The sequence below is a fragment of the Bradyrhizobium liaoningense genome (assembly GCF_018130785.1).
GTDB classification, from domain to species: Bacteria; Pseudomonadota; Alphaproteobacteria; order Rhizobiales; family Xanthobacteraceae; genus Bradyrhizobium; species Bradyrhizobium liaoningense_A.
This window is the reverse complement of record NZ_JAFCJT010000001.1, coordinates 692536-713249: the sequence shown is the minus strand read 5'-3', so window position 1 is coordinate 713249 and position 20714 is coordinate 692536. Positions and strand designations below refer to the sequence as shown.

General features: G+C 67.3%; 19 protein-coding genes and 2 riboswitches. Of the genes, 17 read left to right on the top strand and 2 right to left on the bottom strand.

Translation table 11 applies throughout. From position 1 onward, the window contains the following. Window positions 1-47: 47 nt before the first annotated feature. From JQ627_RS03155 to cobJ, 7 genes are read left to right on the top strand one after another with little or no spacing between them, the layout of a single operon-like run. A complete protein-coding gene (locus JQ627_RS03155; RefSeq protein ID WP_212482682.1) occupies window positions 48-422 on the top strand; it encodes a DUF1636 domain-containing protein in 375 nt (124 codons plus the stop codon). Beyond that, window positions 419-1468 carry a cobalamin biosynthesis protein CobW gene (gene cobW, locus JQ627_RS03150; RefSeq protein WP_212482681.1) on the top strand — a complete coding sequence of 350 codons (1050 nt, stop codon included), beginning with the start codon at window positions 419-421 and terminating at the stop codon, window positions 1466-1468. The genes JQ627_RS03155 and cobW overlap by 4 nt, the downstream gene beginning before the upstream one ends. Beyond that, window positions 1468-4716, top strand: coding sequence for a cobaltochelatase subunit CobN (gene cobN, locus JQ627_RS03145; protein WP_212482680.1), 3249 nt, complete (start codon window positions 1468-1470; stop codon window positions 4714-4716). The genes cobW and cobN overlap by 1 nt, the downstream gene beginning before the upstream one ends. Further along, window positions 4713-5876 carry a precorrin-3B synthase gene (cobG, locus tag JQ627_RS03140; RefSeq protein ID WP_212482679.1) on the top strand — a complete coding sequence of 388 codons (1164 nt, stop codon included), beginning with the start codon at window positions 4713-4715 and terminating at the stop codon, window positions 5874-5876. The genes cobN and cobG overlap by 4 nt, the downstream gene beginning before the upstream one ends. Continuing rightward, complete coding sequence (locus tag JQ627_RS03135) at window positions 5876-6505, top strand: precorrin-8X methylmutase (protein WP_212482678.1); 630 nt, start codon at window positions 5876-5878, stop codon at window positions 6503-6505. Before cobG ends, JQ627_RS03135 begins: the two co-directional genes overlap by 1 nt. 2 nt (window positions 6506-6507) lie before the next feature. After that, window positions 6508-7239 (top strand): precorrin-2 C(20)-methyltransferase, encoded by a 732-nt coding sequence (locus tag JQ627_RS03130; RefSeq protein WP_212482677.1) that lies wholly within the window; start codon window positions 6508-6510, stop codon window positions 7237-7239. Beyond that, window positions 7236-7970, top strand: a complete 735-nt coding sequence (gene cobJ, locus JQ627_RS03125) for a precorrin-3B C(17)-methyltransferase (protein ID WP_212482676.1) — start codon at window positions 7236-7238, stop codon at window positions 7968-7970. The genes JQ627_RS03130 and cobJ overlap by 4 nt, the downstream gene beginning before the upstream one ends. Here cobJ and JQ627_RS03120 read toward each other — a convergent pair. Further along, window positions 7946-8692, bottom strand: coding sequence for a cobalt-precorrin-6A reductase (locus JQ627_RS03120; protein WP_212482675.1), 747 nt, complete (start codon window positions 8690-8692; stop codon window positions 7946-7948). The genes cobJ and JQ627_RS03120 overlap by 25 nt on opposite strands. Between JQ627_RS03120 and cbiT the strand changes: the two genes are divergently transcribed. The 8 genes from cbiT to cobT all read left to right on the top strand — a co-directional run bounded on the left by cbiT (window position 8691) and on the right by cobT (window position 15887). Next, on the top strand, window positions 8691-9872 hold the full coding sequence (gene cbiT, locus JQ627_RS03115) for a precorrin-6Y C5,15-methyltransferase (decarboxylating) subunit CbiT (RefSeq protein ID WP_212482674.1): 1182 nt from the start codon (window positions 8691-8693) through the stop codon (window positions 9870-9872). The two genes, JQ627_RS03120 and cbiT, sit on opposite strands and share 2 nt — an antisense overlap. Next, a complete protein-coding gene (locus JQ627_RS03110) occupies window positions 9869-10237 on the top strand; it encodes a cobalamin biosynthesis protein (RefSeq protein ID WP_212482673.1) in 369 nt (122 codons plus the stop codon). The genes cbiT and JQ627_RS03110 overlap by 4 nt, the downstream gene beginning before the upstream one ends. After that, on the top strand, window positions 10234-11016 hold the full coding sequence (gene cobM / locus JQ627_RS03105; protein WP_212482672.1) for a precorrin-4 C(11)-methyltransferase: 783 nt from the start codon (window positions 10234-10236) through the stop codon (window positions 11014-11016). Before JQ627_RS03110 ends, cobM begins: the two co-directional genes overlap by 4 nt. Beyond that, window positions 11016-12326 (top strand): cobyrinate a,c-diamide synthase, encoded by a 1311-nt coding sequence (locus tag JQ627_RS03100; protein ID WP_212482671.1) that lies wholly within the window; start codon window positions 11016-11018, stop codon window positions 12324-12326. Before cobM ends, JQ627_RS03100 begins: the two co-directional genes overlap by 1 nt. Further along, a complete protein-coding gene (gene cobA, locus JQ627_RS03095) occupies window positions 12323-13054 on the top strand; it encodes a uroporphyrinogen-III C-methyltransferase (RefSeq protein ID WP_212482670.1) in 732 nt (243 codons plus the stop codon). Before JQ627_RS03100 ends, cobA begins: the two co-directional genes overlap by 4 nt. A gap of 45 nt (window positions 13055-13099) precedes the next feature. Beyond that, window positions 13100-13318: riboswitch (cobalamin riboswitch) on the top strand. Between the two features lie 36 nt (window positions 13319-13354). Continuing rightward, window positions 13355-14032, top strand: a complete 678-nt coding sequence (locus JQ627_RS03090) for an energy-coupling factor ABC transporter permease (protein ID WP_212482669.1) — start codon at window positions 13355-13357, stop codon at window positions 14030-14032. A gap of 42 nt (window positions 14033-14074) precedes the next feature. Then, entirely contained in the window at window positions 14075-14824 is a 750-nt protein-coding gene (gene cobF, locus JQ627_RS03085) for a precorrin-6A synthase (deacetylating) (protein ID WP_212482668.1), read from the top strand. Between the two features lie 10 nt (window positions 14825-14834). Further along, the gene (gene cobT, locus JQ627_RS03080; RefSeq protein WP_212482667.1) at window positions 14835-15887 is read left to right on the top strand and encodes a nicotinate-nucleotide--dimethylbenzimidazole phosphoribosyltransferase; all 1053 of its coding nucleotides are present in this window, start codon (window positions 14835-14837) and stop codon (window positions 15885-15887) included. Between the two features lie 6 nt (window positions 15888-15893). Here the strand turns inward: cobT and JQ627_RS03075 are convergent, their stop codons facing one another. Further along, a complete protein-coding gene (locus tag JQ627_RS03075; protein WP_212482666.1) occupies window positions 15894-16466 on the bottom strand; it encodes a histidine phosphatase family protein in 573 nt (190 codons plus the stop codon). Between the two features lie 71 nt (window positions 16467-16537). Next, a riboswitch (cobalamin riboswitch) is annotated at window positions 16538-16740 on the top strand. A 116-nt stretch (window positions 16741-16856) separates the two neighbouring features. Here JQ627_RS03075 and JQ627_RS03070 point away from each other — a divergent pair. Continuing rightward, window positions 16857-19214, top strand: a complete 2358-nt coding sequence (locus JQ627_RS03070; RefSeq protein WP_212482665.1) for a TonB-dependent siderophore receptor — start codon at window positions 16857-16859, stop codon at window positions 19212-19214. A 12-nt stretch (window positions 19215-19226) separates the two neighbouring features. Next, window positions 19227-20657: a PepSY domain-containing protein gene (locus tag JQ627_RS03065; protein WP_212482664.1), complete on the top strand. Its 1431-nt coding sequence runs from the start codon at window positions 19227-19229 to the stop codon at window positions 20655-20657. Window positions 20658-20714: the final 57 nt, after the last annotated feature.

Below are 20714 nucleotides of genomic sequence, written 5' to 3'. Positions count from 1 at the left end.
GGGTCCGTGCGCCTCTTCGCCTCCCGTAGCTCATTCTGGAAGAGGCGATGACCGTCACACTTCACGTCTGCATCACCTGCCGCGCCGGCCAGACCCTCGGCGAGGGCGAGACGACGCCTGGCAAGCGCCTGCATGGGGCGATCCTCGACGCGGGCGTGCCCGACGGCGTCAATGTGGTTCCCATTGAATGCCTCTCGGCATGCAGCCAGGGCTGCTCGGTCGCGCTCAGCGCGCCCGGCCGCTGGTCCTATGTCTACGGCCGTCTCTCGGATGCCAATGCACAGGACGTGGTCGCGGGCGCTGCCGCCTATGCGGCCGCGCCCGACGGTCTCGTGCCCTGGCGCAGCCGGCCCGAAATCTTCCGCAAGCAATCGCTTGCCCGCATTCCCCCCATTGCCGTCGTGCCGGAGGCCGCCGAATGAACTCGCTCGCAAAAGTCCCTGTCACGGTGGTCACCGGCTTTCTCGGCTCCGGCAAGACAACGCTGATCCAGCATCTGCTCGCAAACCCTGACGGCAAGAAGCTTGCCGTGCTCGTCAACGAGTTCGGCAGCGAGGGCGTCGATGGCGAGATCCTGAAGTCCTGCGCCGACGCGAACTGCCCGGAGGAGAATATCGTCGAGCTCGCCAATGGCTGCATCTGCTGCACCGTTGCCGATGATTTCATTCCAACCATGGAGAAGCTCCTGGCGCGGCCGGTGCGGCCCGATCACATCCTGATCGAGACCTCGGGTCTCGCGCTGCCGAAGCCGCTGCTGAAGGCGTTCGACTGGCCGGAGATCCGCTCGCGCATCACGGTCGATGGCGTGATTGCGCTCGCCGATGCGGAAGCCGTGGCCGCCGGCCGCTTCGCGCCCGACCCGATTGCTGTCGAAGCGCAGCGCGCAGCGGACGAGAGCCTCGATCACGAGACGCCGCTGTCGGAAGTGTTCGAGGACCAGATCGCCTGCGCCGATATCGTGCTGCTGACCAAGGCCGATCTCGCGGGCAGCGCAGGCATTGAAGCCGCCAAGGCCGTGATCACTGCCGAGATGCCGCGCCGCGTGCCGATGCTGCCCATCACTGACGGGGCGATCGATGCGCGCGTCATCCTCGGCCTCGGCGCTGCGGCCGAGAACGATCTCGCCGCGCGCCCCTCGCATCATGACGGCGAGGAGGATCACGAGCACGACGATTTCGCCTCCGTCGTGATCGATCTTCCGGAGGTCAGCGACGTCGATGCGCTGGTCGCATCGGTGCAGCGTCTGGCGCGCGAGCAGAACGTGCTGCGTGCCAAGGGCTACATCGCGGTCGCGGGCAAGCCGATGCGCCTGTTGCTGCAAGCGGTCGGCGAGCGCGTGCGCCACCAGTTCGACAAGCCCTGGGGCGCAGCTCTCAGGCAGTCGAAGCTGGTCGTGATCGGCGAGCACGGGGATATCGACGAGGCCGCGATCAAGGCAGGACTTGGTCTTTCAGGACTTGGTATCTGATGCACGTCGTCTTCCGCGAGAGCCGCGGTCTCGAGGAGACCGCGACGCCAAGAGACATCGGCCAGGACCCGGCCGATCTCGTGGTGCTCTCGTATTCGGATTCCGACCTTGCCGCGTTCGCGGCCGGCTGGCGGCGCGGCCGCCACAGCCTGCCGTCGCTGCGGCTCGCCAATCTCGCGGAGCTGCGTCATCCGTTGTCGGTCGACACCTATATCGAGCGCACGCTGTCGCGGGCACGCGGCATCCTGGTGCGCCTGATCGGCGGTGAATCCTACTGGCCGTACGGGCTGGCGACCCTGCAGCAGCTCGCGAAGGACCGCAACATCGTGCTGGCCGTGCTGCCCGCCGATGGCCGCGACGACACGCGGCTCGATGCCTACTCGACCTTGCCGGTCTCGACGCTGCGTCGGCTAAAAGTGCTCTGCGACACCGGCGGCCCCGTCGCTGCGCAAGCGGCGATCGCGCAGTTGGCGCTCGCCTCGGGCCTCTATGCGGGGCCGGTCGTCGGCGAGATGACGGTACCCGAGATGGGTTTTTACGATCCCGCGCGTGGCGTCATTGCTGCGCCGACTGGCGGAGAGGGGAAGCCGCTGGCGCTGGTGACCTTCTATCGTTCCTATCTCACCGCCGCGGATACCGGGCCGGTCGACGCCCTGATCGCGGCGCTGCGCGAGCGCGGCTTTGACGCGTACGGCGTGTTCGTCACCTCGCTGAAGGCTCCGGGCGTTGCGGATTGGCTGCGGACGTATTTCGCGACGAATCCTCCGGCCGCGATCGTCAACGCGACGGCGTTCTCAGCTATGGGCGATGATGGCACGACACCGCTCGATGCGGCATCGTGTCCCGTCTTCCAGGTCGCGCTCTCGTCGGCACGGCGCGAGGACTGGGCAGAGTCCCTGCGCGGCCTGTCGCCCAGCGATCTCGCGATGCATGTGGTGCTGCCGGAGGTCGACGGTCGCCTGTTCGCGGGCGTGGTGAGCTTCAAATCGGCCGCGGAGCGTGATCCCGATCTGCAATTTTCGCATCTGGCGCACCGGCCCGATGAGGAGCGCGTCAAGGCCGTTGGCGCGCGCGTTACGGCCCGGCGGCGCCTCGCGAAGACGCCAGCCGCCGGGAAGCGGCTGGCGCTCGTGCTCTCGAACTATCCGGGCCGTCCGCATCAGATCGCGCATGCCGTTGGTCTCGATGCGCTTGCGTCGGTCGAGACATTGCTGTCTGACCTGACAGAGGCCGGCTTCGATGTTGCGCCGGTTCAGGCGCTCGGCGAGACGCTGCTCAAGCAGAACTTGACCTGGAGCGTCGCCGATTACCGCGCGGCGCTCTCGCGCCTGCCGCAAGCCTTGCAGGATGATCTCGCGCAGGCCTGGTGCGCGCCGGAGGATGACCCGGGCTGTCGCGACGGTGCATTTCAATTCGCGGCCATCGCAAGTGGCCAATCGATCATCGCGGTTCAGCCCGAGCGCGGCGATGTGGCCACGCGCGATGCCGATTATCACGATCTCGCCCGCACGCCGCGCCACGCCTATGTCGCGTTTTATCTCTGGCTCCGCGGGCAGGCCATCGATGCCGTCGTGCACATGGGCGCGCATGGCACCTTGGAATGGCTGCCCGGAAAATCCGTGGCGCTGTCGTCCACGTGCTGGCCCGAAGCGCTGATCGGCGATCTCCCTGTCATTTATCCCTTTATCGTCAACGACCCCGGCGAGGCCGCGCAGGCCAAGCGGCGCTTGGGGGCCGTCACCATCGGCCATCTGCCGCCGCCGCTCGAACAATCCGCGGTGCCGGAAGGCCTGCGCCGGCTCGAACGCCTCCTCGACGAATATTCGACAGCCGATGGTCTCGATCCCGCGCGCCGTCAGCGCCTGATCGCGGCGATCCGCGACGAGGCGCGTGCCGCCGGCCTCGAAGACGATCTCGGTCTTGACGCCTCGGCCGCGCCGGCCGAAGCGATCCCGCGGATCGATCGCTTCGTCTGCGATCTCAAGGAAAGCCAGTTCGGCGACGGGTTGCATGTGTTCGGCCGCGGCGCCTGCGGCGAGGCGGAGCGCGATGCGTTGCGTGCCGCACTTGCAGGACAGCGCGTTGCGCCGGGGCCGTCGGGCTCGCCCTATCGCGGACGCCAGGACGTGCTGCCGACCGGACGCAATCTCTTTGCCGTCGATCCGCGCGCGGTGCCGACGCCGTCGGCGCACGCGCAAGGCATCAAGCTCGCCGAGGAACTGCTGCGTCGCCATTTGCAGGATCATGGCGACTGGCCGAAGGGCCTCGTCGTTGATCTCTGGGGCTCGGCGACGATGCGAACCGCAGGCGAGGAGTTTGCGATGGCGCTGCATCTGGCCGGCCTCGCGCCGCGCTGGGACCACGCCTCCGGCCGCGTCACCGGCTACGATATCATCGCGCCGGCCGAGCTCGGCCGTCCCCGCATCGACGTCACGCTGCGCGTGTCGGGCCTGTTCCGTGATGTCTTCTCCGGCCTCGCGCAATTGTTCGAAGCCGCCGCCGAGGCCCTCGCAGCGCGCGAGGAGGAGGGCGATGAGAATCCCTATCGCCACCGCGCGTCGCGTGTGTTCGCGCCGCGTCCCGGACAATACGGCGTCGGCATGTCGGCGATCCCGGATGCCTTCACGCCCGAGACCCGCGATGCCGCCGGCGAGGCCTGGCTGTCGGCATCGTCCTGGGCGTTCTCCGCGGACGGTGCGATGCAGCCGGATCGTACCGGCATCGAGACGCGGCTTGCATCCGCTGATGCTTTCGTCCACGTCCAGGATTTGCCGGAAACGGATCTTCTGCTCGCCGCCGACTATGCCGCGCATGAAGCCGGTATCGCGGCGGCAGCGGCACATCTCGGCGCAGCAGGACCATCGCTCTATCATCTCGATACGACGCGGCCCGAGCAGCCGCAAGCACGCACGCTGACCGAGGAAATCTCGCGCGTCGTCCGCGCGCGCGCGGCCAACCCGGCCTGGATCGCCGGCATGATCCGCCACGGCTTTCGTGGAGCAGCCGAGATCACGGCCACGCTCGAGCACATGGCTGCCTTCGCCCATCTGGCCGGCGCCGTGCCGCCTCATCTGTTCGACCTCTATTATGATGCGACGCTCGGCAACGAGGATGTCCGCACCTTCATGGCCCGCGAAAATCCGGCGGCGCTCGCCGCGATGGAGACGTGCTTCACGCGCCTGCATGAGGCCTCGCTCTGGCGAACGCGCCGCAATTCGATCGCGGCGGCGCTGAAGGAGGCTTCATGAGCACGACCGCGATCAAGGGCTGGTGTCCCGGCGCGCTGCGCCCGATGCAATCGGGCGACGGGCTCGTGGTTCGCGTGCGTCCGTTCTGCGGGCGTCTCGAAGCGATACAGGTGGCCGGGCTTGCCGAGCTCGCCGAACGCTACGGCAATGGTCTCATCGATGTGACGAGCCGCGCGAACCTCCAGATCAGGGGGGTGAGCGAACAGGGCCATCGGCCGCTGCTCGACGGACTTGCACGGCTGCATCTGCTCGATCCCGATACCGACATGGAATCCCGCCGCAACATCCTGGTGACGCCGTTCTGGAACGCCGGTGACGAGACGCAGGCACTCGCCGCGGAGCTGGAAGAGGCGCTTGCTGACAGCGCGCTCGATCTTCCCACGAAGTTCGGCTTCGCCATCGATGACGGGAAATCGCGTGTGCTGGCCGGCGATTCCGCCGATTTGCGCATCGAACGCGATCGCGGTGGCCGGCTCCTGGTGCGGGCCGATGGCGCAAGGCTCGGCCGCTCCGTCGGACGCGGAGAGGCCGTAAGCATGGCGCTCGCGCTCGCGAACTGGTTCATCACGTCCGGCGGCGCGAAGGGCGGGCGAGGTCGCATGGCAGCCCATATCGCGGCCGGCGCGGCATTGCCTGAGAGCTTGCTGGGCGAAACCGAGCCTGCTCCGGTTATGGCGGCGTCGCGGCCTGGGCATTATCCGCATGGCGCCCTGGTCGGCGTCGCGTTCGGGCAGATGCTGCACACGACGCTCCATCAATTTTCCGGCTGCGGACATGCGCTGCGCATGACGCCATGGCGCATGGTGCTGAGCGAGGGCAAGCGCGAGATGCCCAGCGCGCCAGGCCTCATCACCGAGCCCTACGATCCGGCGTTGCGCGTGATCGCTTGTAGCGGCGCCCCACGCTGCCGAGAGGCGCATGCCGACACCCGCGCGCTGGCCGCGGCGCTTGCGCCGCGCATCGCCCTCGATACGCGCCTTCATGTCTCCGGCTGCGCCAAGGGCTGCGCGCGTTCCGGCGCGTCCGCGGTGACGCTGGTTGCAACCAGCACCGGATTCGATCTCGTCCGCGACGGCTCGACCCGCGACGAGCCGGTTTTGCGCGGCCTTAGCGGTGCCGACATCGTCAGCGATCCCTCCATCCTGGTTGGAGGGCACTGATGCCGCACACTTACGAGACCGACGGCGCGGCGATCTACCGGCAATCCTTTGCGACCATCCGGGCCGAAGCTGATCTTGCGCGCTTTTCGCCGGACGAGGAGCAGGTGGTGGTGCGGATGATCCACGCCGCCGGCATGGTGGGCCTCGAGGCGCATATCCGCTTCACATCAGGCATGGCGACCGCTGCGCGCACGGCCTTGCAGAAGGGCGCGCCGATCCTGTGCGATGCGCGCATGGTCTCGGAAGGCATTACGCGCGCGAGACTGCCCGCGGCCAACGCGGTGATCTGCACGCTTGGCGACGAGGCCGTTCCCGCGCTCGCGCAGTCCATGCGCAACACGCGCTCCGCAGCGGCGCTGGAGTTGTGGCGACCGCATCTCGACGGCGCAATCGTTGCGATCGGCAACGCGCCGACCGCGCTGTTTCACCTCCTCAACATGCTTGAGGACCCGGGCTGCCCGCGGCCTGCGGCGATCATCGGCTGCCCCGTCGGCTTCGTCGGCGCGGCTGAATCCAAGGCTGCGTTGATGGCCGATCCGCCGGTGCCGGCGCTGACGGTCGAGGGGCGCCTCGGCGGCTCCGCGATCACGGTCGCTGCCGTGAATGCGCTCGCGAGCCGGAGCGAGTAGTCATGGGACGCATCATCTGCTGCGGTCTCGGCCCCGGTGCCCCTGATATGATGAGCGTGCGGGCGGATCGAGCCGTGCGTGCCGCGAAGCATGTCGCCTATTTCCGCAAGAAGGGCCGGCCCGGTCAGGCGCGCCGCATCGTCCAAGGCATGTTGGCTTCCGACGTCACCGAATATGCCATGGAATATCCTGTTACGACGGAGCTCGCTTTCGATAGCCCGGAATATGTGCGGCTGCTCGCCGGCTTCTACGACGAATGGGCGGAACGGCTGGCGCGGCTTTCGCGCGCGGTCGACGTCGTCGTGCTCTGCGAGGGCGATCCCTACTTCTACGGCTCGTTCATGCACCTGCACATGCGCCTGCAAGGGCGCGTCGAGATCGAGGTGATCGCGGGCATTCCCGGCATGGTCGGCTGCTGGAACGGCGTCGGCCAGCCTATCGCGCTTGGCGACGATGTGACGACGGTCTTGATGGGCACGCTCGCCGAGGACGAGCTCGAACGGCGCATGCGCGATTCCGATGCGCTGGTCATCATGAAGACCGGCCGCAATCTTGCAAAAGTGCGCCGTGCGCTCGCGTCTGCCGGCCGGCTGGACGAGGCCTGGCTGGTCGAGCGCGGCACCATGCCGGGCGAGCGCGTGGTACGGCTCGCCGAGATCGATGCCGCCGACTGTCCCTATTTTGCGATCGTGCTCGTGCACGGCAAGGGCCGGCATCTGGACGCCGCCGAATGACGGGCGCGCTGACCATCGCTGGCCTCGGCCCCGGCAGCGAGGCGCTGGTGACGCCTGAGGTCTCCGCTGCATTGGCTTCCGCGACCGACATTCTGGGCTATGCGCCCTATGTTGCGCGCGTGCCGCCGCGGGCAGGGCTCACTTTGCATCCTTCCGACAATCGCGAAGAGTTGCAGCGCGCGAGCGAGGCCCTGCGGCTCGCGGCCGAAGGCGGGCAGGTCGTCGTCGTCTCCTCCGGCGATCCCGGCGTGTTCGCGATGGCCTCTGCCGTGTTCGAGGCGCTCGAACAGGCGCCGCAATGGCAGGAGCTGCCGATCCGCGTGCTGCCGGGCATCACCGCAATGCTGGCCGCGGCCGCGCGTGCCGGCGCGCCGCTCGGCCATGATTTCTGCGCGATCAATCTCTCCGACAATCTCAAGCCGTGGGCGGCGATCGAGAAGCGTCTGCGCCTCGCCGCCGAAGCCGACTTTTCAATTGCGATGTACAATCCGCGATCGGCGAGCCGACCCGAGGGCTTTGGCCGCGCGCTTGCCGCGCTGAAAGAGGCCGGTTGCGGCGATCGCCTCGTGATCTTTGCGCGCGCGATCAGCGCTGCGGATGAGAAGATCGAGACCGTCACGCTGAATGATGCCCGGCCCGAGATGGCCGACATGCGCACGCTGGTGATCGTCGGCAATTCGCAGACGCGCCGCGTCGGCCGCTGGGTCTATGCCCCGAGGCAGGCGCGATGACCGAGCCACTGCATGATCTCGCCCACGCTCTCGACCCGCAACCGTTCGGGCAGTTTTGGTCGCGCGATCATGATTACGGGCAGGCCGAGCATGCGGGCCGCGTCGATCTTGGCGTGCGCGCCGTCGCCGCCGGAGTTTCGGGCGACGATCCACGTGATGCCGCGCGTGCGCATCATCTCCAACTCGCTGTCGAGCGTGAACGGCCCGCGCGACACGATCACGTCGGCCGCAAAGGGCAGGGGCGCTTCCGGCGGATCGACGAACCGCAGCGTGTAGGCATGTTGCGGCTTCGCGGCGAACGGCGCGATGTGCTGGCGGCCGATGGCGAGGAACACTTTTGCCGTCGCCTCGGGCAGCGCGGCGACCGCGGCGTCGACGTCGTGAACTTCGATCCAGTTGTCGCCGGGCGCCCTTGTCCAGGGTGCGCGCTCCAACGCAATCAAGGGCGTGCCGGTTTCCGCGCTGGCCTCGACCACGTGGCGGCTCATCTCGGCCGCGAAGGGATGCGTCGCGTCGATCACATGCGTGATGCCTTCGCAGCGAATATAATCCACGAGCCCGCTCACGCCACCAAAACCGCCGATGCGGGTCGGCAGCGGCTGATCGGCAGGCGCGCGGGTGCGGCCGCCATAGGAATACACGGCGTCGATGTGCGCGCGCGCGATTTCCGCGGCGAGCAAACTCGCATCGGCGGTTCCGCCCAGAATGAGGGCGCGCGTCATGGCTGATCCCTGGCTGACCATCATCGGTATCGGCGAAGATGGCCTTGCCGGGATGTCCGAGGCAAGCCGAAAGGCGCTTCACGAGGCGGAAACCGTCTTCGGTGGTGAACGGCACCTCGCGCTTGCTGGCGTCACCAGCCGCGGCCGCCCTTGGCCGGTACCGTTCGATGCAGAGATTGTGCTGAGCTGCCGCGGCCGGCCGACGGCGGTACTCGCCTCCGGCGATCCGTTCTGGCACGGCGCGGGTTCAGGTCTTGCCGAGAAGCTCGATGCCAACGAGTGGATTGCACATTCGGCGCCATCGACCTTCTCGCTCGCCGCGGGGCGGCTGGGCTGGCGTCTCGAATCCGCTATCTGTCTTGGGCTCCATGCCGCGCCGTTCGAGCGCCTCGTGCCGCATCTTGCGCCCGGTGTGCACATCATCTGTCTTGTTCGCGACGGGAAGGCGGCCGGAGATCTCGCGAAATGGCTGAGCGAGCGCGGATGGGGCGCCTCGGCATTCTGGACACTCGCCGCACTCGGCGGGCCGCGCGAAAGCGTTGCGGAACATCGTGCCGAGCGCTTTGCGGGTGATCTCACAGGAAACCTGGTCGCAGTCGCCGTCGAGGCGAAGGGCGGGCAGGGCATTCCCCGCAGCTCCGGTCTATCGGACGATCTCTTTGCTCATGACGGCCAGATCACCAAGCGGCCGGTGCGCGCGCTGGCGCTCTCGGCGCTGGCGCCGCGTCCCGGCGAACGGCTGTGGGATATCGGTGCCGGCTCGGGGTCGATCTCGGTGGAATGGGCGCTGTGCGGCGGGACGGCGACGGCTATCGAGGCACGCGAGGATCGCGCCGCGAATATCCGCAGCAATGCGGCGGCGTTCGGATTGGCCCATCGGATCACGATCACGACGGGGAAAGCGCCCGAAGCTCTTGCCGGGCTGGACGCGCCGGATGCCGTCTTCATCGGCGGCGGTCTCGATAGCGCGATGTTCGATGCGATCTGGTCCCGGCTCTCGCCGGGTGCGCGGCTCGTCGCGCATGCGGTGACGTTGGAGACGGAAGCACTGCTCGGCGAACTGCACCAGCGCCACGGCGGCGAGTTGATGCGGGTCGAGATCGCGCACACCACCCCGCTCGGCCGCTACCGGTCCTGGGAAGCGTCGCGGCCGGTGGTGCAGTGGAGTGCGGTCAGATGAAGGTCGCAGGGCTCGGATTCAAGAAGGATGTGACGCTGGCTTCGCTGCGTGAGGCGCTGCTGGCGGCCGGCGGCACGGAAGGCCTTGCGGCCGTAGCGACCGTCAACGACAAGGCCGACGCGGAAGCGCTCAAGCAGCTCGCGCGCGAATGCGGAGTGCCGATCAAGGCGATCCCAGCCGATGTGCTTGCGAGCGTCGACACGCCGACACAGTCAAAACGCGTCGCGGAAAGGTTCGGCACGGGATCCGTTGCCGAAGCCGCGGCGCTCGCCGCCGCTGGTCCTCGCGCGCGATTGATTGCGACGCGGGTGGCCTCGCGGGATCGCACCGCGACGGCGGCGATCGCGGAGGGAGACGGCGCATGACGGTGCACTTCATCGGTGCAGGACCAGGCGCTCCGGATTTGTTGACGTTGCGTGGGCGCGACCTGATCGCGGCCTGTCCGGTCTGCCTCTATGCGGGCTCGCTGGTGCCCGAGGGCGTGCTGGCGCATTGCCCGCCCGATGCGCGCATCGTCAACACCGCGCCGCTGTCGCTCGACGAGATCGTCGCGGAGATCACGGCCGCCCATGCTGACGGCAAGGATATTGCTCGCTTGCATTCCGGCGATCTCTCGATCTGGTCGGCGATGGGCGAGCAGCTCCGCCGCCTTCGCGCGCTCGGTATTCCCTACACGGTCACGCCGGGCGTGCCGTCCTTCTCGGCCGCCGCAGCCGCGCTGGAGGCCGAGCTGACGCTGCCCGGTCTCGCCCAGACCGTGGTGCTGACGCGCACGCCGGGTCGCGCCAGCGCGATGCCCGAGGGCGAGAAGCTTGCCGCATTCGCCGCCACCGGTGCGGTGCTCGCGATCCATCTGTCGATCCACCTGCTCGACAAGGTCATAGCCGAGCTCACGCCGCATTATGGCGAAGGCTGCCCGGTCGCAATCGTCTGGCGTGCGAGCTGGCCGGACCAGCGCATCGTCCGCGCCACGCTTGCGACGCTCGATGCCGCCGTCGGCATGGAGATGGAGCGCACCGCACTGATCCTGGTCGGCAAAACGCTTGGCGCCGCGGATTTTGACGAAAGCCGCCTTTATGCTGTCGACTACGACCGCCGCTATCGGCCCGTTGGCGCCGAACCGCGCTTTCCGGAGGCATCGTGATGCCGGCAGGACTTGTCATCTCCGCACCGGCCTCCGGCGTCGGCAAGACCACGCTGACGCTGGCGCTGGCGCGCGCCTGGCGCAATCGCGGATTGAACGTGCAGTGCTTCAAGAGCGGGCCGGACTATATCGATCCCGCCTTCCATGCCGCCGCGACGGCGCGCGCGTCCGTCAACGTCGATAGCTGGGCGATGGATCGCGGGACCATCGCGCACCTCGTCAACCGCGGGGCGGACGCCGATGTCGTGCTTGCGGAGGGCTCGATGGGGCTGTTCGACGGCGTCGCCGCGCGCGGCGTCTCCGGTACCGGCGCCACCGCCGACATCGCGGAGATGCTGGGCTGGCCGGTGCTGCTGGTGATCGACCCCTCTGGACAGGCGCAGACGGCAGCGGCGATTGCCGCAGGCCTGCGTGACTATCGCCCTGGTGTGCGCCTTGCCGGCGTGGTGCTCAACCGCGTCGCCAGCCCGCGCCACGAAGACCTGGTGCGGCGGGCACTCAACGACGCCGGCATCGCCGTGTTCGGCGCGCTGCCGCGTCATGCCGAGATCAGCCTGCCGAAGCGGCATCTCGGCCTCGTGCAGGCCGAGGAGCAGGCGGAGATCGGCAAGCTGATCGACGAGGCCGCGCGCTTCGTCGTCGAACATGTCGATCTCGATGCGGTGCTGCGATCGGCCGCCGGCTGGTCGCCGCAACCAGCCGCGAACGGCCTGAACGTGACGCCGCCCGGTCAGCGCATTGCGCTGGCCCGCGATGCCGCGTTTTCTTTCGTCTATCCGCACATGCTGGAAGCCTGGCGCGCGGCCGGCGCCGAAATCTCGACATTCTCGCCGCTTGCCGATGAAGCGCCTGATGCCAGCGCCGATGTCTGCTGGCTGCCCGGCGGCTATCCCGAGCTGCACGCGGGGAAGATCGCGGCCAATGCACGCTTTCGCAGCGGCTTGCGCGCCTTCGCCGACACACGGCCGGTGCACGGCGAATGCGGAGGCTATATGGTGCTGGGAACCGCTTTGACCGATGCCGACGGTATCCGCCATGACATGACGGGCTTGCTCGGACTGGAGACGAGCTTTGCCAAGCGCCGCATGCATCTCGGCTATCGTCTCGCTGCGCTCGCAGCGCCGATGCCGGGGCATCAGGCCGGCGCGCGCCTGCGCGGTCACGAGTTTCACTATTCGACGATCGTCGCCCAGCCGGATACGCCGCTGGCGGTCGTGCACGATGCAACAGGCGCGGTCATCGCCGAGACCGGCTCGCGCCGCGGCCTTGCCACCGGCACGTTCTTCCATCTGATCGCGGAGGACCGGTGAGCGGTTTTGTCACTTTCATCTCGGCCGGCCCCGGCGACCCCGAGCTCCTCACGCTCAAAGGCGCCGCGCGGCTGCGCGATGCCGACGTCGTGCTCTATGACGACCTCGCCTCCGGCGCGATCCTCGATCTGGCCCGGCCCGGCGCCAATCTCGTCGCGGTGGGGAAGCGGGCAGGGCGGCCGTCGACCAAGCAGCACCACGTCAACCGCCTGCTGGTCGACTATGCCGCGACCGGGTCGCGCGTCGTGCGTCTGAAGTCGGGCGATGCCGGCATTTTCGGGCGACTGGAAGAGGAACTCGACACGCTGCGCGAAGCCGGCATCGGTTACGAGATCATTCCCGGCGTCACCTCGGCCTGCGTCGCCGCCGCGCAAGCCGGCATTCCCCTGACGCGGCGCCATACCGCGCGCCGGGTGCAGTTCGTCACCGGGGCCGATGTTACCGGCGAACTGCCGCCAAACCTCAACTGGGCGGCGCTGGCCGATCCGGAGGCGACGACCGTCGTCTATATGGGCCGACGTACCTTTCCGGCGCTTGTCGCAAAATTGATCGAGCACGGCCTCGCCGCGGACACCCCGGCCCTGTTCGCAGAATCCCTCGGCCGTCCGGACGAGCGGCTGGTCCGCACCACCATTACCGAGCTCGCCGAGCGGCTTGCGCGCGGCGGCGCGGCTTCGACGGCCGCCGTGATCCTGTTCGGCGCGCTGGCGGGGGATTATCCGTCGTGACGGCGTCGGCCCTCCTTCGCCCCTTGACGCAGGCTCTGCGAAAGGGGCACACAAGGGATGCATGGTGCTCGACGCGGCGCAAAGCGCCGGAGCATAATCGGGAATGGGGGTGGGCGGACCCAATTGCGGCGCCCAAAACCCCAGCCGCCCCCGCGACTGTAAGCGGTGAGGGGCTCCGAACCGCCACTGGGCCGAAAGGTCCGGGAAGGCCGGAGACCCAGTGACCCGCGAGCCAGGAGACCGGCCCTGCACGTTTTGAGGCCAAGGCCGTCGGGTGTGACGGCAGGAAGGAACTGAGCCATGCATATCGAACCCGGTATAGTCTCGGGCGCCAAGCTCGTATTGAGTTACGCAACGGGCATCGCCGTCGGCGGCGTTGCGTTGAAGCTCGCGGTCGAGACCGTGCGCGAGCAGGGCATCACATCGTTCGCGGCGCGGACGCTGGCCACCACGGGCCTCGTGTTCGTCTTCTTCGAGATCCTGCCGCACTTCCCGGTCGGCGTGTCCGAAGTGCACTTCATCCTCGGCTCGACCCTGTTCCTGCTGTTTGGTGCGGCGCCGGCGGCCTTCGGCCTTGCGTTCGGACTGTTGTTCCAGGGCATCTTCTTCGAGCCGCCCGACCTGCCGCAATTCGGCATGAACGTCACCACGCTGCTGGTGCCGCTGTTCGGGATCCAGGCGATCGCCGCGCGGATCATTGCCCGCAACACCGCCTATGTCGATCTCAGCTATCGCCAGGCGCTGGCGCTTTCGACCACCTATCAGGCCGGCGTCATCGCCTGGGTGGCGTTCTGGGCGCTCTATGGCTCCGGCTTCGGTGCGACCAACCTCGTCAACATCGCGACCTTTGCGGCGTCCTACGCGCTCGTCATCGTGATCGAGCCGCTGGCCGATCTCGCCGTGCTGGCGCTGGCGAAGTCGCTGCGCGGCGTCACCGCGCCCGGCCTCGTCACCCCGCGCCTGCACAACGCGGCTTAAGAGACAAGGGGCGGCCGCTCAAGGCCGCTCCTCTCGCTCGCGATGCTCACGCTCTCCCTGATAGGTATCGGTTGCGGCGATCCCGAGCAGCTCACGCGCGCCGCGATCCAGGCCATCAACGCGGCCGATCTTGTCCTGATCCCGCGCAAGGGGACGGCGAAGTCCGATCTCGCCGATCTCAGGCGGACGATCTGCGCGGACGTTCTCACCAGCGACAAGACCCGTATCGCCGAGTTCGATCTTCCCGTGCGCGATGCGGCCGAAGCGGATTACCGCAAGGGCGTTGACGATTGGCACGACGCCGTCGCCGCGGCCTGGTCGCAGACGATCGCGAGCCATCTCGGAGGTGACGGCAAGGTCGCACTGCTGATCTGGGGCGATCCCTCGCTCTACGATTCCTCGTTGCGCATTGCGCGGCGGCTCGATCCCCTGCCTGAAATCGAGGTGGTGCCAGGTATTACCTCGATTCAGGCGCTGTGCGCGGCGCATGCGTTGCCGCTCAACGACATTGGTGAGCCTTTTCTCGTGACGACGGGACGTCGCTTGCGCGACGGCGGCTGGCCGCAGGGCGTCGATACCGTGGCGGTGATGCTCGACGGCGGCACGGCATTCCAGTCGCTCGATCCGCAAGGCTTGCAGATCTGGTGGGGCGCCTATCTCGGCATGCCCGATCAGATCGTCATGTCGGGCGTTCTGGCCGAGATCGGCCCGCGCATCGTCGCCGCGCGACAGGATGCGCGCGAGCGGCACGGCTGGATCATGGACAGCTACATTCTCAAGCGCAGGCCGTAAGCGAGGCAGCATGCTCCCCGAATGGGTCTATCAAAAGTGCCCCGATGTCTCCGCGGTCCATCGCGAGGCGGCGCTCGCGCGCCAGGCGCAGCTGACAAAGCCGACCGGCGCGCTCGGCCGGCTGGAGCAGCTCGCGATCGAGCTTGCGGGCCTGCAGGCGACCGAGCAGCCTCGCGCGGCGCGGGTGCCGATCATCGTCTTCGCGGGCGACCATGGCATCGTCGCGCAGGGCGTATCGGCGTATCCGCAGGCCGTGACCATCGCGATGATGGCGAATTTTGCCTCCGGTGGCGCTGCGATCTCCGTGCTGTCGCGCGAGCTTGGCTCGAGCCTCGAGGTGGTCGACGCCGGCACACTGGCGCAGGAGGCGATACCGGGCATCGTCACCGACAAGCCGCGCAACGGCACGCGGGATTTCAGCGCCGAAGCTGCGCTCACGCCTGAGGAGCTGGCTTTCGCCTTCGAAGCCGGCCAGCGCGCGGTCGTTCGCGCCGAGGCGAGCAAGCCGGATCTCCTGATCTTCGGCGAGATGGGCATCGGCAATACCACGACGTCGGCGGCGATTGCCGCGAGTCTGCTCGGCATGCGTGCCGAGGAGATCGCCGGCAGCGGTACCGGCGTCGACCCGGCCGGCCGCGCGCACAAGGCGCGCGTGATCGACACTGCGATGGCACGCCATGGCGTTGCCGGCGCTTTGCCGGAAAAGGTACTGTGCGCCGTCGGCGGCCTCGAGATCGCGGCGATCTGTGGCGCGATCATTGCGGCTGCGCAAGCCCGCATCCCCGTGCTGATCGACGGCTTCATCGTGTCGGTCGCGGCGCTCGCGGCGGTGCGGCTCAATCCGTCCTGCCAGCCATTCCTGCTGCCCTCGCATCAATCGGCGGAGCAGGGGCATCGGCTGGTGCTGCGCGCCCTGAACGTGCAACCGCTGATCAGCCTCGATCTCAGGCTCGGCGAGGGATCGGGCGCGGCGATTGCGCTGCCGCTGGTGCGGCTCGCGTGCAGCCTTCACAACGGCATGGCGACCTTCGCACAGGCTAACGTGCCGGATCGCCCGGCCTGATCCGGCTCAGACCATCCGCTGATTGACGGAGACGACGCGCCAGCCGGCCGCGAGCCGATCAATCCGGGTCAGCGACAGGGGGGCGATCACGAAGCGCAGGGCCGCTCGTGGCGTCAGATCCAGTGCGATGCAGAGCGCGGCGCGGATCGTGCCGGAATGCACGACCAGCGTTGCCGACCCGGGGCCGATCTGCGAGAGGCCCAGCCGAACGCGCGCGACCTGATCCTCGAAACTTTCGCCGCCCGGCGGCCGCCCGTGCGCCGGATCGCTCCAGAACTGCGCGTAGGCTTCGCCGCCGGTCGCGGCGAGCTCGTCATGCCGCCGGCCGGTCCAGTTGCCAAAATCCTGCTCACCAAGTTTGGGCACCAACTCGGGTTCGAGTCCCAGCGCGCGCGCCGTCTCAACCGTGCGTCGCGCTGGGCTCGCAAAGCTCGCAGCATCCGGCGGGAGCCTCTGCCGCAACGCCTCCAGTTGCACGCGATCGCCGAGATCGGCGGGCGCGTCGGCTGCGTGGATCGTCCCGGGGATGCCGTCGACGGGTGCATGCCGTATCAGCCAGAGGAAGGTCTCGCCTTCCATGCTCATCTCCAAGGAAGTTGGTTGCTGTGGCAATAACGCCGCACCGGCACATTGACTCTGTCTTGTCGGTAATCCTAGATGGCTTTGACGGTTTCCCCGAGAGGGGATGAAAAGGGAATGCGGTGCGGGGATGTTGTCCCCAATGCCGTGGCTGCCCCCGCAACTGTAAGCGGCGAATCTTGTGTCACGAGCCACTGGGAATCTCGGTCCCGGGAAGGCGACGCAAGGTACTGACCCGCGAGCCAGGAGACCTGCCGTCAGCCGTGGTCACACGCGAAGATGTCGGTCGGGGAGTACAGACATTCGGCTTTATCGGAGGCTTGATAAGCCGAAGATGGGACCTTGGTTCGCTGTGACGTGCCACTGACGTCATACCGAGGTTCTCAAACCGTGTCTTCCATCCGTATTGCACGACCACGTTGCTTCCTGCTCGCTTCCGCCGCGCTCACATCCTTTGCCGCCCTCGATCTGCCTGCCGCCGTGGCGCAGCAGGCTCGCGAACCGCTGCCGCCTGTCGAGGTGTCGCCCGCCCAATCCCGCAAGCAGGCGAGGCCAGCAGGCCGGGAAGGGCAAGCCGCTCGCCGCGCGTCATCGCGCAGATCCGCGGCCGCTGCGACAGCAGCGCCAAAGCCCGCCGCGGCGAGCGCGGTGCAGACACCCCTCAATACGAATGTTGTGGCTGAAAGCGCCTCGCGGCTCGGCCTGACCGTACGGCAGATACCCGCGACCGTCGAGGTGATCTCGGCCGAGACCATGCGCGAGCAGGGCTATCGCACCGTGTCCGAGGTGGCGCAGGGCGCGGTCGGCGTCACCTCCGGCGACAATCCGGCCGAGCCCGCGGCCTTCTCCATGCGCGGCTTCACCAACAGCCAGATCAACATGCTCTACAACGGCATCAAGATCGGTCCACAGAACATGACCTCGCGGATCACGGACACCGCCAATCTCCAAGCCGTGGAATTTCTGAAGGGCCCGGCCTCGCTGATATCGGGTGAGGGCGCGGCCGGCGGGTCGATCAACCTCGTCACCAAGCAGCCGCACACCGGGGCGATCCGGAACGAGGCGGATTTCTCCTGGGATTCGCTCAACTCGTTCGGCGTCCATTACGGCTCGGGCGGCAGCACCAACGTGCAGGGCCTCGACTACCGCTTCGATATCAGCCGCGCCTCGCTCAACGGATTTGCCGACGACACCAACACCAAGACATTCGATGTCTCCGGCCAGCTCAACTACCGCATCTCCGACAGCCTCAAGATCTGGGGCGCGATCGAGTACCGGGAAGACCGCTCGAAAGCCTATTGGGGCGCGCCGCTGGTGCCGATCGCCTTCAGCGGTTCGCACGCGACAAGCGGCATCGTCTCCGGCAATTACGTTTCGAATTACAACGGAACCAATCTCGGTGCGGTCACTATCGACGACCGCACCTTCAACACCAATTACAACGTGCTCGACAACCGCAATGTCGCGCAGGAAGTTTGGCTCCGCGGCGGCTTCGAGCTGAAGCTCGCGCCTGACCTGACCTTGAAGAGCCAGGCCTATGGCTATGGGGCGGAACGTAGCTGGTTCAACAACGAGATCGAGGCTTTCAACTCCGGGACGAATCTGGTCGATCGCGAGCGCTTCTATGTCGCGCACAACCAGCGCCTCGTCGGCAACATCACCGACCTGATCTGGGACGCCAACATCGCCGGATTCGACAACCGGCTGGTCACGACGCTGTCGTCGAGCTATCTCGACTTTGTCAGGCCGGGCGCCGCAAATTTCCCCGGCGATTCCGTTTCGCTGGTTGATCCCAACCGCGGCTTCTACGGCCTGCTCACGACGCAGCAGCAGACCGCACGTATCGACAACGAAGCGCTGTCGTTCGAGGACCGGCTGAAGCTGACACGCAGCTTTGCGCTGATCGGCGGCCTTCGCGTCGAGCATATCGGGCTTGACCGCAACTCGATCGACAAGAACGGGCTGGAGAAGGCGAACTTCCCGTTCACGCAAGACTGGGCGCCCGTCACCGGCCGCATCGGCTACACGTGGGACGCCGTGCCCGGCCTCACCTTCTTCAGCCAGTATGCGACCGGCGCCGACATCTCGGCCAACAACATCTTCCTGCTTGGTCCGACCCAGAACCTGGACCTGACCACCGCGCGCACCTACGAGACCGGTGTCAAGCATCTGTTCTGGGATAACCGGGCGGAGTGGTCGTTCTCGGCCTACGATATCGTGCGCAAGAACGTCTATGCGGCGGCCGGCGGCCAGACACTCAACATTGCGGGACGGCAGGAGTCGAAGGGTGTGGAGCTTGCGGCCGCGGTGCGCCCGATCGAGCCGCTGCGCCTCTGGGGCAACATCGCCTATGTCGATGCGCGCTACGCCGACTACAATTTCGCCGGCGGCTCGTTCTCCGGCAACACGCCGCCGAACGTGCCGCGCGTCGTGGCCAATGCCGGCGCGTCGTACCGGTTCTTCACGCCTTGGCCGGTCGAAGTCGGCGTCACCGGCCGCCATGTCGGCGACCGCTACAACACCGATGCCAACGTCGTGACGATGAAGGCCTACACAATCGCCGACGTCTATGCCTTCGTCGACATCCCCAAAACGGTGTTCCATGCGGTCGACCAGGCCCGCCTGACCTTCCGCGTGCGCAACATCACCGACAAGCGCTACGCGATCTGGGGCGATCCGTTCTATCCCGACCAGATCCTGCTCGGCACACCGCGCACTTACGAGCTCTCGGCCGCGTTCAAATGGTGAGGCGCTGAACGCATGATGAGCGCGATCGTCCTGCTACATCGCTGGCTCGGGATCGCGTTCTGCCTGCTGTTCGCGATGTGGTTTGCGACGGGGATCGTGATGCACTTCGTTCCGTTTCCGTCATTGACGGAAGCGGAACGTTTCTCCGGACTCGCGCCAGTGGAGCGCGGAGAGGCGCGGATCACGGTCGCCGATGCGGTGGCCGCGAGCGGGGTCGCCGATGTCGCGCGCGTTCGTCTGATCCAGCGGCGCGAGGGATCGATCTATATCGTATCGGGGCCATCGCGCGTCCGCGCGGTCCGCGCCTCCGACGGGGCGGAGGCATCGGTGACGTCGCCCGACATCGCGCTCGTCATCGCGCGGGATCACGCCCGTCAGCGCGGGCTCGATGCCACGTCGGCCGGGATCGTCGCGCATTCCGACTACGATCAATGGAGCGTGCCGAACGGCTTTGACCGCCACCGGCCCCTGTTTCGCGTCGCCATCGGCGATCCCGCCGGAACGGAAATCTATGTCTCGTCGCTTACCGGCGAGATTGTCCTGGATACGACGCGAAGCGAACGCGGGTGGAACCTGGTCGGCAGCGTCTTGCACTGGATTTATCCAACGGTCCTGAGGAGCCATTGGGCGCTATGGGATCGTGTGGTCTGGACGCTGTCGCTGCTGGCCTCGATTTCGGCCGTGCTCGGCGCGGTACTCGGGATCGCGCGCGTCAGGATACGAGGACGCGGGATTTCGTCGCCTTATCGCGGTTGGCACGCGCTGCATCACGTCATCGGTCTTGTCGCGACCGTTTTCGTCCTGACCTGGATTTTGAGCGGTTGGCTGTCCATGGATCACGGCCGGCTGTTCTCGCGCGGGCAGTTGACGCCGGCCGAAGCCGGTGTGGTGTATGCCGCGGCGGATTGGACGGCGGCCTCATCGCGCGATCAGCTGCCGGCAGCGGCGGTCCGCGAAGTCGAATGGTTCGCGTTCGCAGGCAATGTCTACCGTCGCGATCGGTTCGCACCCGGTTCCCAGACATTGATCAGGGCAGGGTATCTCTCCCGTGATGGACAAGCGGGAGTTCTAGGTGTGCGCGACATTCAGGAATTGACGACGCGCCTCGGCGCGAACTGCGGCACGCCGTCCGTTCTCGCCGACAATGACGACTATCCCGCGCAGTCCGCCGTCCCCGGTGCCCCCGTCTACCGCTCCCGCTGCGGCGACGTCTGGTTCGATATCGACAGCGCCGCCGGCGCTGTGCTGCAACGGCTGGATTCTTCCCGGCGGGCCTATCGCTGGTTCTACAGCGCGCTTCACACGCTCGATTTTCCTGTGCTGTTGGCGCATCCGCGCCTGCGCGATGCCCTTGTTGTCGGGCTCTGCTTGCTCGGGCTGGTGTTCTCCGTCACCGGCATCGTCATCGGCTGGCGGCGTTTGCGGTCGACCTTCGCGACCTGAGCCTGCGTCTCGAACAAATCATATGCAGCATGCAAATTGCGGGTTGCGCGGGCGATG